General features: G+C 35.5%; 17 protein-coding genes. 9 read left to right on the top strand and 8 right to left on the bottom strand.

Annotation, left to right across the window (positions count from 1 at the left end; translation table 11 throughout):
* Nucleotides 1-132: 132 nt before the first annotated feature.
* From B0I10_RS10560 to B0I10_RS10545, 4 genes are all read right to left on the bottom strand, one after another.
* On the bottom strand, nucleotides 133-588 hold the full coding sequence (locus B0I10_RS10560) for an endonuclease III domain-containing protein (protein WP_245942979.1): 456 nt from the start codon (nucleotides 586-588) through the stop codon (nucleotides 133-135).
* A gap of 193 nt (nucleotides 589-781) precedes the next feature.
* Nucleotides 782-1,171, bottom strand: a complete 390-nt coding sequence (gene msrB, locus B0I10_RS10555) for a peptide-methionine (R)-S-oxide reductase MsrB (protein ID WP_112086481.1) — start codon at nucleotides 1,169-1,171, stop codon at nucleotides 782-784.
* Nucleotides 1,171-1,644, bottom strand: a complete 474-nt coding sequence (msrB, locus tag B0I10_RS10550) for a peptide-methionine (R)-S-oxide reductase MsrB (RefSeq protein WP_112086480.1) — start codon at nucleotides 1,642-1,644, stop codon at nucleotides 1,171-1,173. Before msrB (B0I10_RS10550) ends, msrB (B0I10_RS10555) begins: the two co-directional genes overlap by 1 nt.
* 164 nt (nucleotides 1,645-1,808) lie before the next feature.
* A complete protein-coding gene (locus tag B0I10_RS10545) occupies nucleotides 1,809-2,672 on the bottom strand; it encodes an alpha/beta fold hydrolase (protein ID WP_112086485.1) in 864 nt (287 codons plus the stop codon).
* Between the two features lie 74 nt (nucleotides 2,673-2,746).
* On the opposite strand from B0I10_RS10545, the gene B0I10_RS10540 reads away from it, so the two are divergent.
* From B0I10_RS10540 to B0I10_RS10510, 7 genes are all read left to right on the top strand, one after another.
* Entirely contained in the window at nucleotides 2,747-4,681 is a 1,935-nt protein-coding gene (locus B0I10_RS10540) for an alpha-1,4-glucan--maltose-1-phosphate maltosyltransferase (protein ID WP_112086479.1), read from the top strand.
* Nucleotides 4,681-6,303, top strand: a complete 1,623-nt coding sequence (locus B0I10_RS10535; RefSeq protein WP_112086478.1) for a maltokinase N-terminal cap-like domain-containing protein — start codon at nucleotides 4,681-4,683, stop codon at nucleotides 6,301-6,303. The genes B0I10_RS10540 and B0I10_RS10535 overlap by 1 nt, the downstream gene beginning before the upstream one ends.
* 319 nt (nucleotides 6,304-6,622) lie before the next feature.
* Nucleotides 6,623-7,516 (top strand): hypothetical protein, encoded by an 894-nt coding sequence (locus tag B0I10_RS10530; RefSeq protein ID WP_112086477.1) that lies wholly within the window; start codon nucleotides 6,623-6,625, stop codon nucleotides 7,514-7,516.
* A 61-nt stretch (nucleotides 7,517-7,577) separates the two neighbouring features.
* Nucleotides 7,578-9,491, top strand: coding sequence for a 1,4-alpha-glucan branching protein GlgB (glgB, locus tag B0I10_RS10525; protein WP_112086476.1), 1,914 nt, complete (start codon nucleotides 7,578-7,580; stop codon nucleotides 9,489-9,491).
* A 241-nt stretch (nucleotides 9,492-9,732) separates the two neighbouring features.
* On the top strand, nucleotides 9,733-12,132 hold the full coding sequence (locus tag B0I10_RS10520) for a glycoside hydrolase family 31 protein (protein ID WP_112086475.1): 2,400 nt from the start codon (nucleotides 9,733-9,735) through the stop codon (nucleotides 12,130-12,132).
* Nucleotides 12,133-12,173: 41 nt separating this feature from the next.
* Nucleotides 12,174-12,992 carry a M48 family metallopeptidase gene (locus B0I10_RS10515; RefSeq protein WP_112086474.1) on the top strand — a complete coding sequence of 273 codons (819 nt, stop codon included), beginning with the start codon at nucleotides 12,174-12,176 and terminating at the stop codon, nucleotides 12,990-12,992.
* Nucleotides 12,993-13,054: 62 nt separating this feature from the next.
* Complete coding sequence (locus tag B0I10_RS10510) at nucleotides 13,055-14,359, top strand: MFS transporter (protein WP_112086473.1); 1,305 nt, start codon at nucleotides 13,055-13,057, stop codon at nucleotides 14,357-14,359.
* Between the two features lie 126 nt (nucleotides 14,360-14,485).
* On the opposite strand, the gene B0I10_RS10505 is transcribed toward B0I10_RS10510, so the two are convergent.
* The 4 genes from B0I10_RS10505 to B0I10_RS10490 are packed head-to-tail and all read right to left on the bottom strand — an operon-like array spanning nucleotide 14,486 to nucleotide 17,374.
* On the bottom strand, nucleotides 14,486-15,208 hold the full coding sequence (locus tag B0I10_RS10505) for a head GIN domain-containing protein (RefSeq protein ID WP_112086472.1): 723 nt from the start codon (nucleotides 15,206-15,208) through the stop codon (nucleotides 14,486-14,488).
* A gap of 20 nt (nucleotides 15,209-15,228) precedes the next feature.
* The gene (locus tag B0I10_RS10500; protein ID WP_112086471.1) at nucleotides 15,229-16,284 is read right to left on the bottom strand and encodes a hypothetical protein; all 1,056 of its coding nucleotides are present in this window, start codon (nucleotides 16,282-16,284) and stop codon (nucleotides 15,229-15,231) included.
* Nucleotides 16,268-16,819, bottom strand: a complete 552-nt coding sequence (locus B0I10_RS10495) for an anti-sigma factor (protein ID WP_112086470.1) — start codon at nucleotides 16,817-16,819, stop codon at nucleotides 16,268-16,270. Before B0I10_RS10495 ends, B0I10_RS10500 begins: the two co-directional genes overlap by 17 nt.
* 6 nt (nucleotides 16,820-16,825) lie before the next feature.
* The gene (locus B0I10_RS10490; RefSeq protein ID WP_112086469.1) at nucleotides 16,826-17,374 is read right to left on the bottom strand and encodes an RNA polymerase sigma factor; all 549 of its coding nucleotides are present in this window, start codon (nucleotides 17,372-17,374) and stop codon (nucleotides 16,826-16,828) included.
* A 124-nt stretch (nucleotides 17,375-17,498) separates the two neighbouring features.
* Between B0I10_RS10490 and B0I10_RS10485 the strand changes: the two genes are divergently transcribed.
* Entirely contained in the window at nucleotides 17,499-18,410 is a 912-nt protein-coding gene (locus tag B0I10_RS10485; RefSeq protein WP_112086468.1) for a DUF6252 family protein, read from the top strand.
* A gap of 188 nt (nucleotides 18,411-18,598) precedes the next feature.
* Nucleotides 18,599-21,049 (top strand): endopeptidase La, encoded by a 2,451-nt coding sequence (lon, locus tag B0I10_RS10480; protein ID WP_112086467.1) that lies wholly within the window; start codon nucleotides 18,599-18,601, stop codon nucleotides 21,047-21,049.
* The last annotated feature ends 125 nt before the right edge of the window (nucleotides 21,050-21,174 follow it).

Genomic DNA, 21,174 nt, shown 5'->3' with positions numbered 1-21,174 from the left:
TGTGTTTTTGCGGGTTGAGCCGGCGACCAAAGAAGCCGAGCACAGCCCGACAAAAACCAACCTTTGGACGAGGACTTGCAGCGAAAAGCCCGACCCGGAGCTTGTCGCAGGGGCACGCCCAAAAGGAAAGAATTACTTCTGAATTTTCTTAAAATAATTGCAATAAGAGTTAACAACACATTTATCACATTTTGGATTAGTAGGGCGACAAGTTTCTCTTCCTAGAAATGAAATTGCCATTCCGATTTCATTCCAGATTTCAGGAGGAAGCATTTTCATTAGTTGTTTTTCGATTTTGATGCCGTCTTTGTTGTCATCGGTTAGACCGATTCTTGGAGCAACTCGGATGACGTGTAAATCAGCTATGATTCCTTCAGCTTTTTGGTTGGTTTCACGGAGAATTACATTGGCTGATTTTCTTCCTATTCCTTTTAGAGCAGTTAAGTTTTCAAGATTTGTTGGGATGTATTTATCTTCTTTTACGGTTTTAGCGATTTCAATAAGCCAATTTGCTTTTGTTGCAAAATTTCTTACTTTACTGATGAAAGGAAACACCGATTCTACATTTGAAGCGGCTAATACTTCCATATTGGAAAAGCTTTTAAATAATTCAGGTGCGATTTTGTTAATATTGGCATCTGAAGCTTAAGCAGAGAGCACAACCATGAATAACAATTGATAAGGTTTTTGGTAGTCCAATGGATGTTTTTTTCCTTTGTATTGATTAATTAAAGGAGTTAATTTTCTTTCCAATTAGGTGTTTCTTCAAATAAATTCATTTTTATTTTTTAAAATCAATAGATAATGAGTTTACACAATATCTAACTCCGGTTTCAGTTGGACCATCATCAAAAACGTGGCCAAGATGACTTCCGCAAGTGGCGCACAGGATTTCGGTGCGAATCATTCCATGGGATGCATCTTTGATGTATTCTACTTTTCCGGGGATGGATTGATCGAAGGAGGGCCAACCGCAATGAGCATCAAATTTGGAATCGCTTTCAAATAGAACTTCGCCACAAGCTGCACAGCCATACTTTCCTTTTTCGAAATGGAGGTTGTATTGTCCCGTGTGCGGAAATTCAGTTCCTTTTTGACGAAGGATTTTATATTTTTCTAAGCCTAATTGGGCTTTCCATTCTTCTTCGGTTTTATGGATTTTATAGGCCATTACTTTTCAGGTATAAATTTGACAGAAATTGAGTTGGTACAAAAACGTTTTCCGGTGGTTTCTTTCGGACCGTCATCAAAAACGTGACCAAGGTGACTTCCACAGTTGGCACACATGACTTCTACACGTGACATTCCGAAACTATAATCATTTTCATAAATCACAGAACCTTTGATAGCTTGGTCAAACGATGGCCAACCACAATCAGATTCGAATTTGGTTTGGGATTTGAATAACGGATTTTCGCAAGCGGCACAAACGTATTGTCCTTTTTCGAAATGATCCCAGTAGGCTCCAGTGAAAGCTCTTTCCGTACCTTTTTTACGTAATACTTCGTATTGTTCGGGTGTGAGTTCAGCTTTCCATTCGGCTTCGGTTTTGACAACTTTAGGTTTTGGATTTTTTTGCTCCTTTTTTTGTCCCTGACACGCGGTTAATGTGACGAATGTCAGTAGTAAGATTAATTTTTTCATAACATTAAATTTTAATTTTTAGCACTTATCGTAGCCCAGATAGTAGCGGAAACCCCGCAGGACTGAAAGCCAATTTTTCTTCGCTTTTTGGGGCAACCAAAGAAGCCACGAAAAAGCGTTAGAAAAATGGCTTGAAGGCCGAGGAGTTGCAGCGGATAGCTGGATTAGCTTCTGATAAAATTACTGATTTCATTGATTACTTTTTCGTTCCCTAATATTTTTCTATGACCTAAATGATTGGTTATCATTAATTTGCTGTTTTTTAAATGGTTGTGAATGTTGTGGGCACATTTTACATTTACATCGTGATCGTCGTTGTCGTGGATGATTAAAACAGGTGTTTCGATGTTTTTGGACACGACCGATGTGGAATAATTGTTCATGGGTTCGCTGAATTTCTTTTCAAAATGTTCACGCATTCTCTCGCCAATTTGTGGTTTTAGACCTAAATTTTGAATAAAATCGGAGATAATATCCTGAATTAAATCGCCACTACCTATAATTACGGCTTTTTTGACATTCAGGTTTTGTTTGATGGCGTTGATGATGGACATGCCACCTAGGGAATGACCGATGGCAAATTCAAACGGACCGAATTGTTTTTCGAGTTCGATGATAGAAGCGATAAATTCGGTCATAATCGACGAATATCCTTTGCTTTTACCGTGAGCCGGAGCATCGAAACTGATGATGGAAAAGCCATTTTCGATGAGTTCGTCGGCAATTTTGACTAATTGAGTTCCGCGACCTGACCAACCGTGAACGAGTAAAATCTTTTTCGGTTTGTTACCGTATTGGTAGGTTTTAATGGTTTTATTGATGGACGGAATTAAAACATCGTGTTGAATACTTTGTTTATCCATTTGAAATTCCCGTTTCGGAATTTTGTGTTTTATGGGTGTTGTAAAAAGTTTTGCAGCAAATTGAGTGGCTAATCTTGGTGAAATTGCTTGCAAAAATTTAGCGGTTATGAGAATTGGCTTCGGAATCTGCAAGGATTGATTGTCAGATTTGGTTTTTTTTGACATTTCAATAAATTTTAACGAAAGGTAAGATTTAATTTTATTTTTTATAAATTTAGAGTTCATAAAAATTACTTAAAATGCAAAATCAGACGCGTATTGTTATTGAAAGTGTGAAGCCTCAATTAGATGGAGGTTCTTTTTTTATAAAGCGAATTATCAACCAAACAGTTAATGTATCAGCTCACGTTTTTTCCGACGGTCACGATGTGGTGGATTGTTGTGTGAAATTTAAACACGAAAAAGATAAAAAGTGGAGTGAAGTGCGAATGTCTCCCACGGAAAATGATGAATGGGGAGCCGAATTTGTTGTTGAAAAGCAAGGTTTTTATTCCTATTTTATTGAAGGTTGGGTCGATTATGCTTTAAATTGGCAACACGGAACAGAGCGTAAAATTAACGATAATCAACACGTTAAATCGGAATTGTTGGAAGGAGCAGAGTACTGCCAAGCCATTTTGAAAGAAGTTACAAAAGAAGAAAAAGTATATTTGAATGCAGCCATCAAAGCATTTCAAGATGCAAAATTATATGATTCAGCGATTGCGATTGCGTTGTCGGATGAATTACATCAAATTTTTAAAAAATATCCGACTAGAACATTAGCGAATTCATCTTCAGAGTTGAAGGTTTATGTAGATCGTAAAAAAGCGTTGTTTAGCACATGGTATGAATTTTTTCCACGTTCGGTATCAGAAATTCCCGGTAAACACGGAACGTTTAAAGATTGCGAACGATTGTTGCCGCGAGTGGTGGAAATGGGTTTTGATACGTTGTATTTTCCGCCGATTCATCCGATTGGAGAAGTAAATCGCAAAGGAAAAAACAATGCCACTACGGCTGAAAAAGGCGATGTGGGTTCGCCGTGGGGAATTGGTTCAAAGTTTGGCGGACATAAATCGACGCATCCTGAATTGGGATCGATTGACGATTTTAAATCATTGGTGAAAAAAGCCCAATCGATGGGAATTGAAATTGCGATGGATTATGCGTTGCAAGCCGCTCCTGATCATCCGTATGTGAAAGATTTTCCGCAATGGTTCAAATGGCGTCCGGACGGAACGGTGCAATATGCCGAAAATCCACCAAAAAAGTACCAAGATATTCAACCGATTTATTTTGAAAGTGGCGATTGGAAAAACTTGTGGAAGGAATTGTTAGATGTCGCTTTGTTTTGGATTGAAGAATGTGGAATTAAAGTCTATCGTGTTGATAATCCGCACACGAAACCCTTTTATTTCTGGGGATGGTTGATTGGCGAGATTAAGAAGAAACATCCGGATGTGTTGTTTTTGTCGGAAGCTTTTACGCGTCCGAAAATTATGAATGAATTGGCAAAACAAGGTTTTTCGCAATCGTATACTTATTTTACTTGGCGAAATACGAAAGCGGAATTGATTGAATACGTTACAGAGTTAACTCAAACCGAACAAAAGGAATTTTTCCGACCGAATTTCTGGCCGAATACGCCTGATATTCTGCCTTTTGCGTTGCAAACCGGAAATGAATCGGTTTATTTACAAAAATATTTTTTAGCTGCGACGTTGAGTTCAAGTGTTGGAATTTATGGTCCGGCTTATGAATTTTTGGTTCATCAACCGATGGCAAAAGGAAAAGAAGAATATTTGAATTCGGAGAAATACGAAGTATATCATTGGGATTGGGAAGCGAAAAACAAATTGACTACGTTGATTACTCGCATCAATCATATCAGAAAACAGCAAGAATCCTTGCAACAAACTAATAATATTGTTTTTTGTAAAACGGATAACGAACAATTGATTGCTTATTATAAATTTAATGATGCCAAAACCGATCATACATTGATGGTTTGTAGTTTGAATGCACAAAATCCATTGCAGGCTGTGGTTCGTTTACCTTTGGAAGAAATTGGAAATCAACCGGTTAAAGTAACCGATTTAATTACCGGAAACACTTATTATTGGGATAGAGAGTGGAATTTTGTTGAATTACATCCTGCTTTACCTTTTCATTTATTTAAAATTGAACGATAATGAATACAACCAACCAAGATACTTTTACCAGTACATTTGAATTTAAAACTACGTGGGAAACTTGTTTTGATGATGATGATTTTGTCAAGGTTTTTTCTTCGGATATTTTAGAAAATTATATCATTAATAAACGATGGTATGGCGGAAAAGCGAGTACGTTAAAGTACATCGAGGTGGTTGATCAGTTTAAGATAACATCCAAGAAAAACACCTATTATGGGGTGTTGTTGGAAGTGAATTTCAAAGAAGCGTTTTACCAACATTATTTTATGCCGTTGGCTTTTATGGCCAAGGAAGAATTGGATACAAGTACCGTTATTGCTCCGGTGGTGATGGGAAAGCAAACCGGTTATTTAGTTGATGCTTTACATCAAGAAGATTTTCGTAAGTTGCTGTTTGATAATATTGTAAAATCAAAAGAAACGCCCGGATTGAAATTGGTTTTTCATAAAGGTTCATCCATCGAAAAAGAAGATTATCAATCGTCTCGTTTTATGGGATTAGAGCAAAGTAATACGTCAATTATTTACAACGATTCGTTTGTGTTGAAGATTTTCAGAAGAATTTATGTCAGCACAAATCCCGATTATGAAATCAGTCGTTTTTTGACGGAAAGAATGCATTTTGAAAATACACCACGCTATACCGGAAGTATTAATTTGGCTTTGGCCGAAGGGAATATTACGCTCGGTTTGATGCAAGAATTGGTATCGAATCAAGGTGATGCGTGGAAATTTATGCTTGAACAGGCCGACGGTGTTTTTGATAATTTGAAACGCAAAAAAATTAAAATCGATAAATTACCCGATATTGCGATGTTTAAGCGGTTACGAATTAATGAAATTCCGCCCGAAATTATTGATTGGGTGGGTTTGAGTTTGTTTTTACGCATTCAAACATTGGCTTTGCGAACGGCAGAAATGCATATTGCCTTGGGAAGCGATATCCACGAAACGGCTTTTACACCCACCACTTACAATGGCGATTATACTGTTTGGTTGAAAAACAGAATGTTGTATCAGTTTCAAAACCGGTTGAATATCATTGAAAACAGTTTGCATAAATTAGATGGATTGGCGTTGGAATTGGCTCATCAATTTATGGAAAATAAGAAGTTAGTTCGGAAACATTTTGTTGATTTCGATTGGACGAAGATGAAATCGGAACGCATTCGCATTCACGGTGATTATCATTTGGGACAAGTGTTAGTGAATGGCGATGATTTTTATATTTTGGATTTTGAAGGCGAACCGGAAAGCACCATTCGTGACCGAAAAGTAAAACAACCACCGTTGAAAGATGTGGCGGGAATGTTTCGTTCGTTTCATTATGCCATTTATGCAACGATTTTTAACAACAAAGAAAAATATCCGTTTGAACAGGAAGAATTGTTTAAAGCCGGAGAGATTCTGTATAAATATTTTGTGGGTGTCTTTTTGGAAACCTATATTGAAAAAGCTCAATCCGGCAATTTAAACATTGGTTACAACCACGAAATTGACTTTTTGTTGAAGTATTGTTTGCTGGAAAAAGCGGTTTACGAGTTGGGTTACGAATTGAATTCCAGACCACGTTGGGCGGTGATTCCGTTGAGGGGGATTCAGAGTATTATGAATTATTAGATTAAAGAACATATAATATAGAACAAAAAGTATAGAATTGATAATTGACTTTGTTTACAGATATAATCCCTAAATGGCAATAGTGAAAAAACAATATCGTTTCTTTTACTTTTACTTAAGTAGTTATGGAAGTTATGTGAAGGCATTCTATGTAAAAAGACATCAAATAAACTATTAGTATGAAATTTTCCCAAAATGATTCATATGACATAAACCAAAGTATTTCTGTAAAACCAAGTGACAATGCTTTGACAAGTAAAGTTTCAATGAGAAATTATGGAAAATCATTACATACTTTTAATATTGTAAAATAAAAAATATGAAGTCAATATTTTTTTTAGTTTTTACATTAATTTCAACATTTTTATTTAGTCAAGAAAATGATGATTTTGTAAAACGACTTAAAGCTATTAATAACCAAACAATTATTTTCTTTAATGTTGATGGAGTTGATTTTTCAAGTCAAACATTTAGTAATGAATTTTCTGAAAAGGGGTTAAAAAAACTATATAGAAAATATTCCATTAAAGAAAGTGACATTAAAACAAAAGACGAAACATTAAAAAACAACAATTTATTCATCACTAAATTTGAAAATATTGCGGAAAATATTAATCAGATTAGTTCATATTATTTTGTTGAGAATAAAAACAAAACCGTTTCAGTTTTTTGGTTTGGTTATTATGGAAAACAAAATCAAGAATTTGAAAGAAAATATATAAATCTAATTTTGAACGGTGAAATACCAAAAGAAGTTTTTGAGCCAATGACTATTGATAGTATTGATTTTGCAGGACGAAAAATCAAACTTGGAAATAGTTGTTATTGGACAAACATAAACACCGTACAATGTCCATATTACGGAGAAATGAATTGGTCGGTTCACAAAACATTCGAAAGTGCGAAGAACTCCATTGACAATCAATTTACTGTTACAAAAAATAAAAAAGGCGGAAAAGTACTTTCAGAGGAAGATGTTGTCGTTATATTTGAAGGAACAGAAACGAAAGCTAAAAAAGTAATCTATGATTTTATAGGTGCAAAATCATTACTTGTAGGAATGTCAGGAGGAAAAACTTTAACAATTTATTATATTGCAAGTAAAGTCAGAGACAAGTATGTAAGTTGTTGTATGAGTTTTTGGAATAATGACACAATTACAGAAAATGGATTAGCACCTTTATTAGAGAAAGTAATGGAATTGAAAAAATAATTACATTTATTATTAGAATTACGAAATAAAAAAAAACACAATACCTTTAAGGTTAAAACATATGAACCAAGTACAACCACATTCCCTTTTCACCGATTTTGACATCGCCTTATTCAAAGCCGGAAAACATTTTAGATTATACGAAAAATTAGGAGCTCATCTCACGGAGGTCAACGGCGTAAAAGGCGTTTATTTTGCCGTTTGGGCACCGTCGGCACGTTCGGTTTCTGTCGTGGGCGATTTTAATTACTGGATTCAGGGCGAACATCCATTGAATGTGCGTTGGGATGCGTCCGGAATTTGGGAAGGATTTATTCCTAACATTGATAAAGGAACAAAATACAAATATAAAATTCAGTCCAACAACAACGGAATTATCACTGAAAAAGCAGATCCGTTTGCGTTATATTGCCAAAAACCACCGGAAACGGCGTCAGTTATTTGGGATTTGGAATACAAATGGAAAGACAAAAAATGGATGGATTCCCGAAAGGATAAAAATGGTTTCGACAAACCGTATTCGGTGTATGAAGTGCATTTGGGTTCGTGGAAACGCAATTTAGAGCAAGATCGTTCGCTCACTTATTTAGAATTGGCGGAAGATTTGGTGAATTATGTCAAAGAAACCGGTTTCACGCACGTGGAATTTATGCCAATTATGGAATATCCGTATGATCCATCGTGGGGTTATCAGTTGATTGGCTATTTTGCACCAACTTCCCGATTTGGAAAACCGCAGGATTTTATGTTTTTGGTAGATAAATTGCACCAAGCCGGAATTGGCGTGATTTTAGACTGGGTTCCGTCGCATTTTCCCGACGATGCTCACGGTTTAGGATTTTTTGACGGTTCCAATTTATATGAACATCCCGATCGAAGAAAAGGTTATCATCCCGATTGGAAAAGTTTGGTATTTAATTATGGCAGAAATGAAGTGCGTTCGTTTTTGATTTCCAATGCGTTGTTTTGGCTCGACCATTATCATGCGGATGGTTTGCGTGTAGATGCTGTCGCTTCGATGTTGTATTTGGATTATTCCCGAAAAGACGGGGAGTGGGAACCGAATATTTTTGGCGGAAGAGAAAACTTAGATACCATCAGTTTCTTAAAAGATTTTAATGAAGCGGTTTATTCCAATTATGAAGGAGTTCAGACGATTGCCGAAGAAAGTACATCGTTTCCAATGGTTTCCAGACCAACATCCGTGGGCGGATTAGGCTTTGGAATGAAATGGATGATGGGTTGGATGCACGATACTTTAGAATACTTTAAAAGAGAATCGATTTACAGAAAATACCATCAAAATGATTTGACTTTTTCGATGACGTATGCGTTTTCCGAAAACTTTATGTTGCCGCTTTCGCACGATGAAGTTGTTTACGGAAAAAAATCCATTTTAGGACGAATGACAGGAGATGAATGGCAGCAATTCGCCAATTTACGTTTGCTTTACGGCTATATGTTCACGCATCCGGGAACGAATTTACTGTTTATGGGTTCTGAATTCGGTCAACGTGCCGAATGGAAATTTGACGGAAGTTTAGACTGGCATTTGTTAGAATACGGTTATCACGAAGGCACACGAAAATGCATCAGCGATTTAAATGAGTTATATAAAACGAATCCCGCTTTATTCGAAAATCAATTTAGCCCCGAAGGTTTTGAATGGATTAATTATTCCGATCATCAAAATGCGGTGCTGAGTTACATCCGTAAAGGAAAAAATGAAAAAGAAAATTTAGTGGTGGTTTGTAATTTCACGCCGGTAGTTCGAGAGAATTATCGAATCGGATTACCTTCCAAAGGAAAATTGACTGAAATTTTTAATTCGGATAAAGTAGAATACGGCGGAAGCGGCATCAACAATAAAAAAGCCATCAAAATTGAAAAGGAAGCTTGGAATGGTAGGGAATTTTCGGTAGAATTGACATTGCCGCCTTTGGGGGTTTCGGTTTTTAAAATTTCTTTGAAGTAAAATAAGGTTGAATTTTTTAGACCATTAAGGTATTAAGTTTCATTAAGTTTAGAACTCTTAATGAAACTTAATACCTTAATGGTTTAGATTTAAAAAAGACGTTAAAAACTAAATCTTATCTTTTTAATATACTGATTTCCATTTTATCCATAAACGCAAACGTTTGAGTTAATAAAACCTCAAATTAAAAAGTGATTAAAAGTTTCAACTTTGTAAATTTGACAATTATAATCCAATTACTATGATTACAAATACTGAATTAGAACACAAAGGCGATCAGTTTCCTTCCAAGATAGTGTCATTCAATCAAGATGTTGACAATTTTTTTTTCTACACAGAAAATAACGTGGTGCTCAAAATCACCATTCTTCGCGATAGTATGATTCGTTTTCGGTACACAACCAAAGGTTATTTCAACAAAGACTTTTCGTATGCCATAGATAAAGGTCAATCGCACGGTTATAATGAATTGGCTGTAGAAGAGCACAAAGCTTTTTATACTATTACAACCAGCAAAATAGTTTGCAAAATCAATAAACAGAATGCAAAAGTTTCGATTTTTGATTTAGAAGGTTTTCAGATTTTGGATGATGAAATTGGTTTTCATTGGGAAGAAAGCTATGAATTTGGTGGAAACATCGTAAAAATGAGTAAGAAAGCCAATGATGGTGAATGTTATTATGGAATGGGCGACAAAGCCACGCATCTTAATTTAAAAGGAAAACGCGTTGAAAATTGGGCAACCGATCAATATGCTTTTCATCGTGAACAAGAGCCATTATATAAGGTAGTGCCATTTTATATTGGCTTACATCATAACAATGCGTACGGAATATTTTTTGACAACACCTTCAGAACATTTTTCGATTTTTGTCACGAACGCAGAAATGTAACTAGTTTTTGGGCAGAAGGTGGTGAGATGAATTACTATTTCATTTATGGTCCGAAAATGAAAGATGTAGTTACAAATTATACGCATTTAACAGGAAAACCTGAGCTTCCGCCAATGTGGACGTTGGGTTATCATCAATGCAAATGGAGTTATTATCCGGAAAGTAAAGTAAAAGAAATTACCGCTAACTTCAGAAAATTGCAAATTCCGTGTGATGCCATTTATTTAGATATCGATTACATGGAAGGATTCCGTTGTTTCACTTGGAGCAAAGAATATTTTCCGGACCCAAAACGCATGGTTGCTGAATTAGCCAAAGACGGATTCAAAACGGTGGTTATTATTGATCCCGGAATTAAAATTGACAAAGAATATTCGGTTTACAATGAAGCTTTAGATAAAGATTATTTCTGCAAACGTGCCGATGGACCTTATATGAAAGGAAAAGTTTGGCCGGGCGAATGTAATTTTCCAGACTATACTAATCCCGAAGTTCGCGAGTGGTGGGCAGGATTATTTAAAGAATTAATTTCGGATATAGGCGTAAAAGGTGTTTGGAACGATATGAACGAACCAGCCGTAATGGATGTTCCCGGGAAAACGTTCCCAATGGATGTTCGTCACGATTATGATGGAAATCCTTGTAGTCATAGAAAAGCACATAACATTTACGGAACGCAAATGGCAAGAGCAACGTATGAAGGTGTGAAGCGATTCGCGTATCCAAAGCGACCTTTTATCATTACGCGTTCGGCGTATTCGGGTGCTCAACGTTATTCTTCCTCGTGGACGGGTGATAATGTAGCCTCGTGGGAACATTTGTGGATTGCCAACATTCAAATGCAACGCATGTCGATTAGCGGAATGGGGTTTACAGGTTCTGATATTGGCGGTTTTGCTGAACAACCTTCGGGCGAATTATATGCTCGTTGGATTCAGTTAGGTGTTTTTCATCCATTTTGCAGAACACATTCTTCCGGAGATCATGGTGAACAAGAGCCTTGGTCGTTTGGTGATGAAGTGGTTGATATTACTCGAAAATTTGTAAACCTGCGTTACCAATTGCTTCCCTATTTGTATACCATGTTTTGGAAATATGTGAATGAAGGCGAGGCAATGTTGAAACCTTTGGTCTATTTCGACCAAGAAGATATTCAAACCTTATACAGAACAGATGAATTTATATTTGGTAACCAAATATTTGTTTGTCCAATTTTAGAACCTAATGCTGTTGGTCGAAGAGTTTACCTTCCAAAAGGAAGCTGGTACAATTATTGGTCAAATGAGTTAGTAGAGGGAAAAAGAGAATTATGGGTAGCGACGGATTATGATCAAATTCCGATTTTCATTAAAGAAGGAGCTATCATTCCAAAATATCCGGTGCAACAATATGTAGGCGAAAAAGAATTTGAAGAGATCACCTTAGATGTATACTACAAATTAGGTAAAGAAAAGTCTGTTTTGTATGAAGATGCCCAAGATGGATATGATTATAACAAAGGAAGATTTTCACTCCGTACATTTAATTTAACGGGAAAAGAAAAAGAGTTGATTATTCAATTGCATAAAGAAGGAGAGTTTTTGACTAATTATTCAAAGTTCAGAATTAATTTAGTTGGATTACCGTTTAGAATTGATTCACTTGAAATTGATAATGAGAAAGTTTCATTAGAATCAGCCTCTTTTGACGGCAAAAACACCTTGTTAGTTGATAAATTCTTTACAGAATTACACATTGTTGGCAAATAGATTACTAATTTTGTAAAAATAGTAGCCTAATTATAAAAAATATGAAAAGAATTATTGCGTTTTGTTCGTTTAGTGCTCTGATACTAACAATGGGATGTGCTACTAATCCGTTAACAGGAAAAAGTACATTAGCTTTGGTAAATAACAGTTCCATTTTTCCATCAGCCTTTCAACAGTACGACACTTTTTTAAAGGAAAATATAGTCGTTACAGGAACAGCTGATGCAAAAAGGGTAGAATCCGTTGGAATTAAAATCAAACAAGCGGCTGAAAAATGGCTGGCGGCTGTTGGTCAGGCAGACTATCTTAAAGATTACCAATGGGAATATAAATTAGTTGATGATAAGGCTGTGAATGCTTGGTGCATGCCTGGTGGAAAAATTGTGGTGTATACCGGAATTTTACCGGTCACTAAAGATGAAGCAGGTTTGGCAACAGTAATGGGTCATGAAGTAGCTCACGCACTTTTAAACCACGGTCAGCAACGCATGAGTGCGGGAATGTTACAACAAGCTGGAGCAGTTGGAGTTGGATTAGCCGTTGGTGAAAAAAACGAACAAACACAAGCTATTGCGATGACCGCTTACGGAGCAGGTTCGCAAATGTTTGGGATGTTACCGTTTAGCCGAAGTCACGAAAGTGAAGCCGATAAAATTGGATTGATTTTGATGGCGATTGCGGGTTATAATCCGGAAGCATCGGTTCCCTTTTGGGAAAGAATGGGAGCAGCCTCCGGAGGTTCAGCACCCGCTGAATTTATGAGTACACACCCTTCGCATAATACAAGGGTTTCGAATTTAAGAAAATGGATTCCCGAAGCGAAGGCTGAAGCCGCAAAATACGGCGTTGTATTTAAGTAAAAAATAGTATCTTCGAAGCTGTTCTGAAAAGAGCAGCTTTTTTTATGTCTTAAAATTTAACTATGGCAACACTTGCAAAAGGAAGTAAGAAATTAACCAACGCATGGGCTTTTTATGATTGGGCCAATTCGGTTTATCCATTAGTCATTTCATCTTCTATTTTTCCGTTGTATTATGGGTTTTTATTTCCGAAAGAAAATCCGAATATTTTGTTTTTAGGGTATGAATTTAAAAGTACAGCACTCATTAGTTTTGTCACCGCTTTTGCGTTTTTATGTGTTGCATTTCTCTCTCCAATTTTGTCAGGAATTGCCGATTTTGCCGGAAATAAAAAGCGTTTTATGCAGTTTTTCTGCTATTTAGGAGCCATTTCTTGTATTGGAATGTATTGGTTTACAGCGGATAATATTTATTTTGGAATTATCTGTTTCTTTTTTGGATTAATAGGATTTTGGGGAAGTTTGGTATTTTATAATTCCTATTTACCCGACATCGCATACAAAGAACAGCAAGATAGTTTGAGTGCAAAAGGGTATTCGATGGGGTATGTAGGCAGTGTAATCTTATTATTAGTCAACTTATACATGATTATTGGAAAAGAGGGAGAAGAAGCTTTACACGCCATGCGAATGGCTTTTGCGATGACTGGAATTTGGTGGATACTTTTCGCTCAATATGCATTTTGGTATCTTCCGAAAGGAAATAAAAATGCAGATAAGATTACGAAAGATGTTGTCTTAAACGGATTCAGAGAACTGAAAAAAGTTCAAAGCCAATTATATCAAAACCTGAGGCTTTATCGCTATTTGGTTGCTTTTTTTGTGTATAGTATGGCGGTTCAAACGGTAATGTTAGTAGCGACTTACTTTGGTGAACAAGAAATTAATTGGTCAACCGATAGCGAAAAAACAACCGGTTTAATCATTAGTATTTTGGTGATTCAATTGGTTGCTGTTGTGGGTGCGACATTAACATCAAAAGCATCTGAAAAATTCGGAAATATTCCAACGTTGATTGTCATTAACGCCATTTGGGCAATCATTTGTGTGTTTGCTTATTTTGTAACCGAACCGATTCATTTTTATGTCACAGCCGGATTTGTCGGATTAGTGATGGGTGGAATTCAAGCACTTTCTCGCTCTACGTATTCAAAATTTTTACCGAAAACAGATGATACAGCATCATTCTTTAGTTTTTATGACGTTGCCGAAAAAATCGGAATTGTGATTGGTATGGCAATTTATGGAACGATTGATCAAATCACCGGAAGTATGCGAAATGCCATTGTATTTTTGATGGTTTTCTTTGTAGCAGGATTGTTATTGTTGCTAAGAGTACCAAAAAATGAAACTTCAGAAGCGGAATAATTTTAAATAAAATAGCTCCCAAATAGTAGATTCATATTGCAAGTGCAAAGCCACAAATTGCACAAATTAGTATAAATTAATTCGTGCTAATTTGTGTAATTCGTGGCAAAAGAAATAGATTTTTCCTTAAATCATCTTGATTTTTCCCGACCCCGCCACTTTCGTGTCGATTTTTTTAGGATTACCTTTGTATTCAATATCACCTGAACCCGCTACTCGGGCTTCGATTAATTCTGAACAAGTGGTTGAGATATTTCCTGAACCGGAAAGCGTTGCCTTGCTGTTTTCAGATTGTAAACCAAACGCTTCGATATCTCCTGAACCGGATACAGTTAATTCTAAATTTTTAGTTTTTCCGTTTAAAACAATATCTCCAGAACCGGATAATCTTGCTTCTATATTTTGTGAATTAACACTTAATCTAATATCTCCTGAACCTGCTAAATTTACTTCAAAATCAGATGATTTCAATGTGAAATTAGATACAATTCCACCGGAACCAGCCAAACTTACTTTTGAAATTTCTTGAACCGGAACTGTAATTTCAATTTTATTTCCTTTAGATGGATTTAGATTATATCCTTTTTCTGTACGTATTTTTAAGTCGCTTCCTTCGTTTTCAACGAGTATAAATTCTAATAAATTCTCTTCTCCTTTGATGGATATTTTACCCTCTTTTCCTTCCACCAAAGTCACATTGAAAAATCCGGCGACACTTATCGATTCATAATCTGAAGTTGTAATTTCTTTGGAAACTACATTTCTATTTCCTTTAATTTTTTCTTGTCCCCATTGTGCCGAAACAATTGAAACGGTAAAAACAGCTACTAATGTGATTAATTTTTGCATTTTGTTTGATTTTTGATTGATTAATTAGATAAATTCAAGTTTACATTTCCGTAGTTAGACGAAATTGTCATTTTATTGGCTCCACTTTTTTTATAGTAACCTTTATATGATTTTGTGGATTGCGTTTCGACTCTACTACTATATTCTAAGGGTGCTTCACTTTTAAAATTGGCATATTTAGTTGATACATCAAAGTCAAAATGATAGTTTACACTGTGATTCACTTTAATATTGGTGTAACCCGACGAAATTGAAATGTTACTAGCTTTAGCCGAAACACCATTCAATGAAAAATTACTGTAATTGGTTGTTAGTTTTAAATTATTTTCAATTTCATCAATTTTAATGGTTAAGTAATTTCCGCTTCCATCCACATTGTTCACTTTACCCATCATAATTTTCCCATAGTTACTATCATATTTCAGATTATTACCATTCAAAACAGTTACATCAGTATAACTTGTATTCAAATCCAAATTTGTAAAAGAGCCAATCGTTAATCCGGAATATTTTGCATTAATCACGGCGTTTTTTAAACTTTCAATAGTTGATTTTGAACAATAATCAATTTTGATGTTATTGGAGGAATTGTTCAGTTTTCCCATCGAAATCTTTCCGTATTTGCAGAGGATATCTGTGCTTCCGTTTAAATCGTGCGTGACGATATTTCCGTATTGATTTTCAATTTTTACGTTTCCGTTTTTCGGAATTTTCACTGTATAATTTACTTCCATACTGGTTCTTCTGCCGGAGCTGCTCACATTTCCAAAGATAGTTTGAGCCGAATAAAGACTTTTTGTTCCGCCAAATTCAATTGAAATGGAGGCCAATTTTTTATCTACCCAACTTTCGCTATCGCCACTCACAGTGATGACCACGTCGATTTCAATTTTATCTTCGTCCCAAGTTGTGACAAACACATTTCCGTATTTGTTGTCAATGTCAACCGTTGCGTCTAAGTTGACAATAACTGCTTTTTTAACCGTTTTTTGCTTGGTGTATTTTCCGTTATGTTCGTTTGCAAATCCGGAAAGAGCAACAAAGCAAATTAATAATAAACTATATAAATTTTTCATTTTCGATGTTTTTTTGATAACTAATGATTTCAATTTTTTTGATTACTTCTTCCAGAAATGAAATTCGCGTTTGAAAATTCAAAATCATAGCGTGTAGTAATTGTTTGGTGTCCCCATTTTTATGTAATTCGGTGATAATTTTTTGATAATCAAACTCAAATACTTTCATTTGTGCAAGAGCATCGGTGATAATTTGTTCCGTTTCCGGCGTTTGTTTCGATTTTAAATCGTTTAGTTCTTTTTCAACTAATGACGCAAAGTAATCGTGGGTTTCTTTGGTCTGTGCTGAGGCATGCTGCCATTGATTAGTTGGCTGATTGTCATTTTTTAGTTGATAAAAACCAATGATTCCGGCAATCAATAGGAGTGAAGCTGCCAACGAAAGTGGTATCCAGTTTTTCTTTTTCTTTTGAACCGGTTCTGCGTTTAGTTTTTTCAAAAACCGATCAGAATGACCTAACCGTGGAGTTTCGGTATCCCATTGATTATCAAATTGACTAAACAACGTTTCGATTGAATCTTTTTTCTCTTTCACATTCTTTTATTTTAATGCTAATTGCATTCGTAAACTTTCTTTTGCTCTGCTCAAAGTCGTTCTGCAGTTGGCGTAACTGATGTTGATAATTTCGCAAACCTCTTCTAAATCATAACCTTCTATTAATACCAACGTCAAAATCATACGATAACTTTCTTTCAATTTTTGCATGGCATTCATAATTTCCTGAACTTTCAGATTAGTATGATCGATTGGTTCATCATCTTGTACATCTTCAATTTTGTATGCTTTTGCTTCATAATCATCATGATTAAAAAAGCTGTTTTTTTTATAAAAATCGATGCTGTAATTAATTACAATTCGTTTTAACCACGCTCCAAATGCAACTTCACCTTTGAATGTTTCGAGTTTATGAAACGCTTTCAAAAAAGCTTCTTGCATCACATCTTCGGCAAAATGTTCATCTTTCACAATGCGAAGAGCCACGTTATACATCGCTTTGCAATAGCGATTATACACTTCTAGTTGTGCTTTTTGGTTGTTTTGCTTACAGAGCGATATCAGTTGCTCAATATTTTCGTTGGCTAAACTCAATCGGTTGACTTTGATTTGATATAATGACGGCCTGTTTTTTGAAATGTTACAGTTTCGTAAAAATAAAATATTAAAATTTCCCTTAAGCAGAAAGTAATTTTTATATTTGAAAAAATTTTATCCAATGAAGAAGCTCAATTTTTTTACTTATCTATTTATTTTTTGTATCACCGTATTTTCGTCTTGTTCAGATGAATTTGAGCCTATTGATCCGGCGATTCAGATTCCAGGTGATGGAAATGGTGGAAACACTGCTGCTGTTTTTAGTGTTGATTTTAATGGATCTACTTTTGTTGCCAGTAACTATCAAGCCGTAATTACCGGAGGTTCAATTGTTATTTCAGGAATTAGGGCATCCAATGGAGATAGTGTATCTTTTATTGTTAGCGGAACAACAACAGGGTCTTATCCGGCAAACGATAACATTATTATTTATCAACCAGCAGGAACAGAATATGGTTATTTAGGAATAAACCCTGCGAACCCAGATCTAAATACAGGTTCAATTGTTATAACTTCTGTGAATACTATCAATAATACTATTTCCGGAACATTTAATTTTACCGGGTATTGGTCAAATACAGACGAGCAAGGTGTTTTGCCAATTGCTTTTACAAATGGAGTTTTTAATAATATTCCATTTACGAGTGAAAATTATACAGATGATACATTTTTTGCTAAAGTAAACGGACAAGATTTTGTTGATGTTGATATATTCACTGCAATTACATCTGCAGGAAGTATAGAGTTAATCTCCGTTGCCGGTCACGATGCGGATGATAATAGTATCACGGTTAGCGTAAGAAGCGATATTACTCCTGGGACTTATCAAATAACTGGAGGTAATACAGATGTCGTTCAAATGTTCTATTCGAGAGAAGCTACCGATTTCTGGGAAAGAGCTTTGACTGGAACAGTGACCGTGGTAGCAAGAACGGCTACACAACTGGAATGTACTTTTAGTGGAGTTGTAACAGATGGAGAATCAACCTATACGATTACACAAGGAGCATTTGATGTTCAATATGATGACTAAACAAGTATATTTTATAACTAAATCCCGCTTGTCGGGATTTTTTTATGGCATGTATTTTGACTATTGAAAGTAGAGAAAATGCATTTCATCGTTTTTGTACGTTTTTATAACTCAGTATCAACAAGATGAATTATATTTGATATCCTTTATCAGAAAATTATTAATGACAAATTGACCCAATTTAGCATATGTCAAACCACAATATCTTAACACTTGACAAAATGTCACTTCATGATTTCGACACAGAAGCCGATTTAATTCCGCTTCTTACACCCGAAGATGAAGAAGAAATGGCGAATGAAGAATTGCCTAATTCAATAGCAATTTTACCACTTAGAAACACCGTACTTTTTCCGGGAGTTGTAATTCCAATTACTGCGGGAAGAGATAAATCTATAAAACTAATTAATGATGCCAACGCCGCAGGTAAAATAATTGGCGTTGTAGCTCAAAAAGATGAAGATATTGAAGATCCAACCCGAGATGATATTCATCAAATAGGAACGGTGGCTCAAATTCTTCGCGTATTAAAAATGCCTGATGGAAACGTAACGGTTATTTTGCAAGGAAAAAAACGTTTTCAAATCAGCAAAGTCATTTCAGAAGAACCTTATATCAATGCGTTGATTAAAGAAGTTCCTGAAAAAAGACCCAGCGTAACCGATACAGAGTTTGGAGCAATCATTGATTCGGTCAAAGAAATTGCGATAAAAATTATAAAAGAGAGTCCGAATATTCCAACCGAGGCTACTTTTGCGATCAAAAATATTGAAAGTCAATCGTTCTTAATCAATTTTGTTTCTTCTAACATGAATTTAGATGTGAAAGAAAAACAAGATTTGTTATCAATGAATATTTTAAAAGAAAGAGCTCTTTCCACCTTGCGATACATGAATACAGAATTGCAAAAGTTGGAGTTAAAAAATGATATTCAGTCCAAAGTACGTATTGATTTAGACCAACAGCAAAGAGAATATTTTTTGCATCAGCAGATGAAAACCATTCAAGAAGAATTGGGTGGTGTTTCGTATGATCAGGAAATTGATGAAATGCGAGTGAAGGCAAAAGGTAAGAAATGGGACGAAAAAGTTGAAAAACATTTTGAAAAGGAAATTTCAAAGTTACAACGAACCAATCCGCAATCGCCAGATTTTGGTATCCTGCGAAATTATTTGGAGTTGTTTCTTGAATTGCCTTGGAACAATTTTTCCAAAGATAATTTTGATTTAAAAAGAGCTCAAAAGATTTTAGATAAAGATCATTTTGGTCTAGAAGATGTAAAAAAGCGTATCATTGAACATTTAGCGGTTTTGAAACTGCGGAATGATATGAAATCGCCTATAATCTGTCTAACAGGTCCTCCGGGAGTTGGAAAAACATCCATTGGAAAATCTATTGCGAAAGCATTGGGTAGAGAATATGTTCGCATGTCTTTGGGTGGTTTACGCGATGAAGCTGAAATCCGTGGACATCGAAAAACTTACATTGGAGCCATGCCGGGAAGAATTTTGCAAAGTTTAAAAAAAGCAGGAACTTCTAATCCGGTTTTTGTGTTAGATGAAATTGATAAATTATCTGTAAGTCATTCCGGAGATCCGTCTTCTGCTTTATTAGAAGTGTTGGATCCTGAACAAAACAAGGAGTTTTATGATAATTTCCTTGAAATGGGGTTTGATTTATCGAAAGTGATGTTTATTGCCACATCCAACACCATGACCAGCATTCAGCCTGCTTTGAAAGACAGAATGGAAGTGATAAAAATGACCGGTTACACCATTGAAGAAAAAGTAGAAATTGCTCGTCAGCATTTATTTCCAAAACAATTAAAAGAACATGGTTTAACTACTAAACACTTAACCATCGGAAAACGTCAGTTGGAAAAAGTAATTGAAGGATATACTCGCGAATCAGGTGTTCGAGCTTTGGAACAAAAATTAGCACAAGTAATCCGTCATGCAGCCAAATCGGTCGCTATGGAGGAAGAATATAATGTGAAAGTAACAGATGAAGATATCATCAAAACATTAGGAGCACCTCGTTTAGAGAGAGATAAATCGGAAGGAAATGAAGTGGCTGGTGTTGTTACCGGTTTGGCTTGGACGAGCGTTGGTGGAGATATTTTATTTATTGAATCGTTAATTTCTAAAGGAAAAGGCACACTTACCTTAACCGGAAATTTAGGTACAGTGATGAAAGAATCGGCTACTATTGCCATGGAATATATTAAGTCAAATGCTGAATTGTTAGGTGTAAATCAAGAAGTGCTTCAAAACTATAACATACACATTCACGTTCCGGAAGGAGCCACTCCCAAAGACGGACCAAGTGCCGGCATAGCGATGTTAACGTCATTAGTTTCTGTTTTAACGCAAAAGCGTATTAAAAAAAGCTTGGCTATGACGGGCGAAATAACCCTTCGCGGAAAAGTGCTTCCGGTAGGCGGAATTAAAGAAAAAATACTTGCGGCTAAAAGAGCCAATATCAAAGAAATTATTTTGTGTGCAGACAACAAATACGATATTGATGAAATAAAACCTGAATATTTAGCAGGTTTAACCTTTCATTATGTTAAAGAAATGAGCGAAGTTGTTGCGTTGGCTATCACTAATCAGAAAGCTAAAAATGCTAAAACACTATAAAAAATAAAGTAATTTTAAAAAGTTGGTGTCTTAAAAAAGCACCAACTTTTTTATTGACTTATTTTTATTTTAAGATAAATTTACTGAGCAAAAAATAATATCTTCGCATTACCGTTATCAATAAG

Origin of the sequence: Flavobacterium lacus (genome assembly GCF_003268815.1) — a bacterium.
Lineage (GTDB): Bacteria > Bacteroidota > Bacteroidia > Flavobacteriales > Flavobacteriaceae > Flavobacterium > Flavobacterium lacus.
Note: the sequence above shows the minus strand (reverse complement) of the source record. Positions and strands in the feature narration are given on the sequence as shown.

Coding starts and splice junctions, on each gene's coding strand:
- B0I10_RS10545 (WP_112086485.1), bottom strand. CDS start 2,672: ATGTCAAAAAAAACCAAATCTGACAATCAATCCTTGCAGATTCCGAAG.
- B0I10_RS10530 (WP_112086477.1), top strand. CDS start 6,623: ATGAAGTCAATATTTTTTTTAGTTTTTACATTAATTTCAACATTTTTA.
- B0I10_RS10505 (WP_112086472.1), bottom strand. CDS start 15,208: ATGCAAAAATTAATCACATTAGTAGCTGTTTTTACCGTTTCAATTGTT.
- msrB (WP_112086481.1), bottom strand. CDS start 1,171: ATGGCCTATAAAATCCATAAAACCGAAGAAGAATGGAAAGCCCAATTA.
- lon (WP_112086467.1), top strand. CDS start 18,599: ATGTCAAACCACAATATCTTAACACTTGACAAAATGTCACTTCATGAT.
- glgB (WP_112086476.1), top strand. CDS start 7,578: ATGAACCAAGTACAACCACATTCCCTTTTCACCGATTTTGACATCGCC.
- B0I10_RS10535 (WP_112086478.1), top strand. CDS start 4,681: ATGAATACAACCAACCAAGATACTTTTACCAGTACATTTGAATTTAAA.
- B0I10_RS10560 (WP_245942979.1), bottom strand. CDS start 588: ATGGAAGTATTAGCCGCTTCAAATGTAGAATCGGTGTTTCCTTTCATC.
- B0I10_RS10540 (WP_112086479.1), top strand. CDS start 2,747: ATGCAAAATCAGACGCGTATTGTTATTGAAAGTGTGAAGCCTCAATTA.
- B0I10_RS10520 (WP_112086475.1), top strand. CDS start 9,733: ATGATTACAAATACTGAATTAGAACACAAAGGCGATCAGTTTCCTTCC.
- msrB (WP_112086480.1), bottom strand. CDS start 1,644: ATGAAAAAATTAATCTTACTACTGACATTCGTCACATTAACCGCGTGT.
- B0I10_RS10510 (WP_112086473.1), top strand. CDS start 13,055: ATGGCAACACTTGCAAAAGGAAGTAAGAAATTAACCAACGCATGGGCT.
- B0I10_RS10500 (WP_112086471.1), bottom strand. CDS start 16,284: ATGAAAAATTTATATAGTTTATTATTAATTTGCTTTGTTGCTCTTTCC.
- B0I10_RS10485 (WP_112086468.1), top strand. CDS start 17,499: ATGAAGAAGCTCAATTTTTTTACTTATCTATTTATTTTTTGTATCACC.
- B0I10_RS10515 (WP_112086474.1), top strand. CDS start 12,174: ATGAAAAGAATTATTGCGTTTTGTTCGTTTAGTGCTCTGATACTAACA.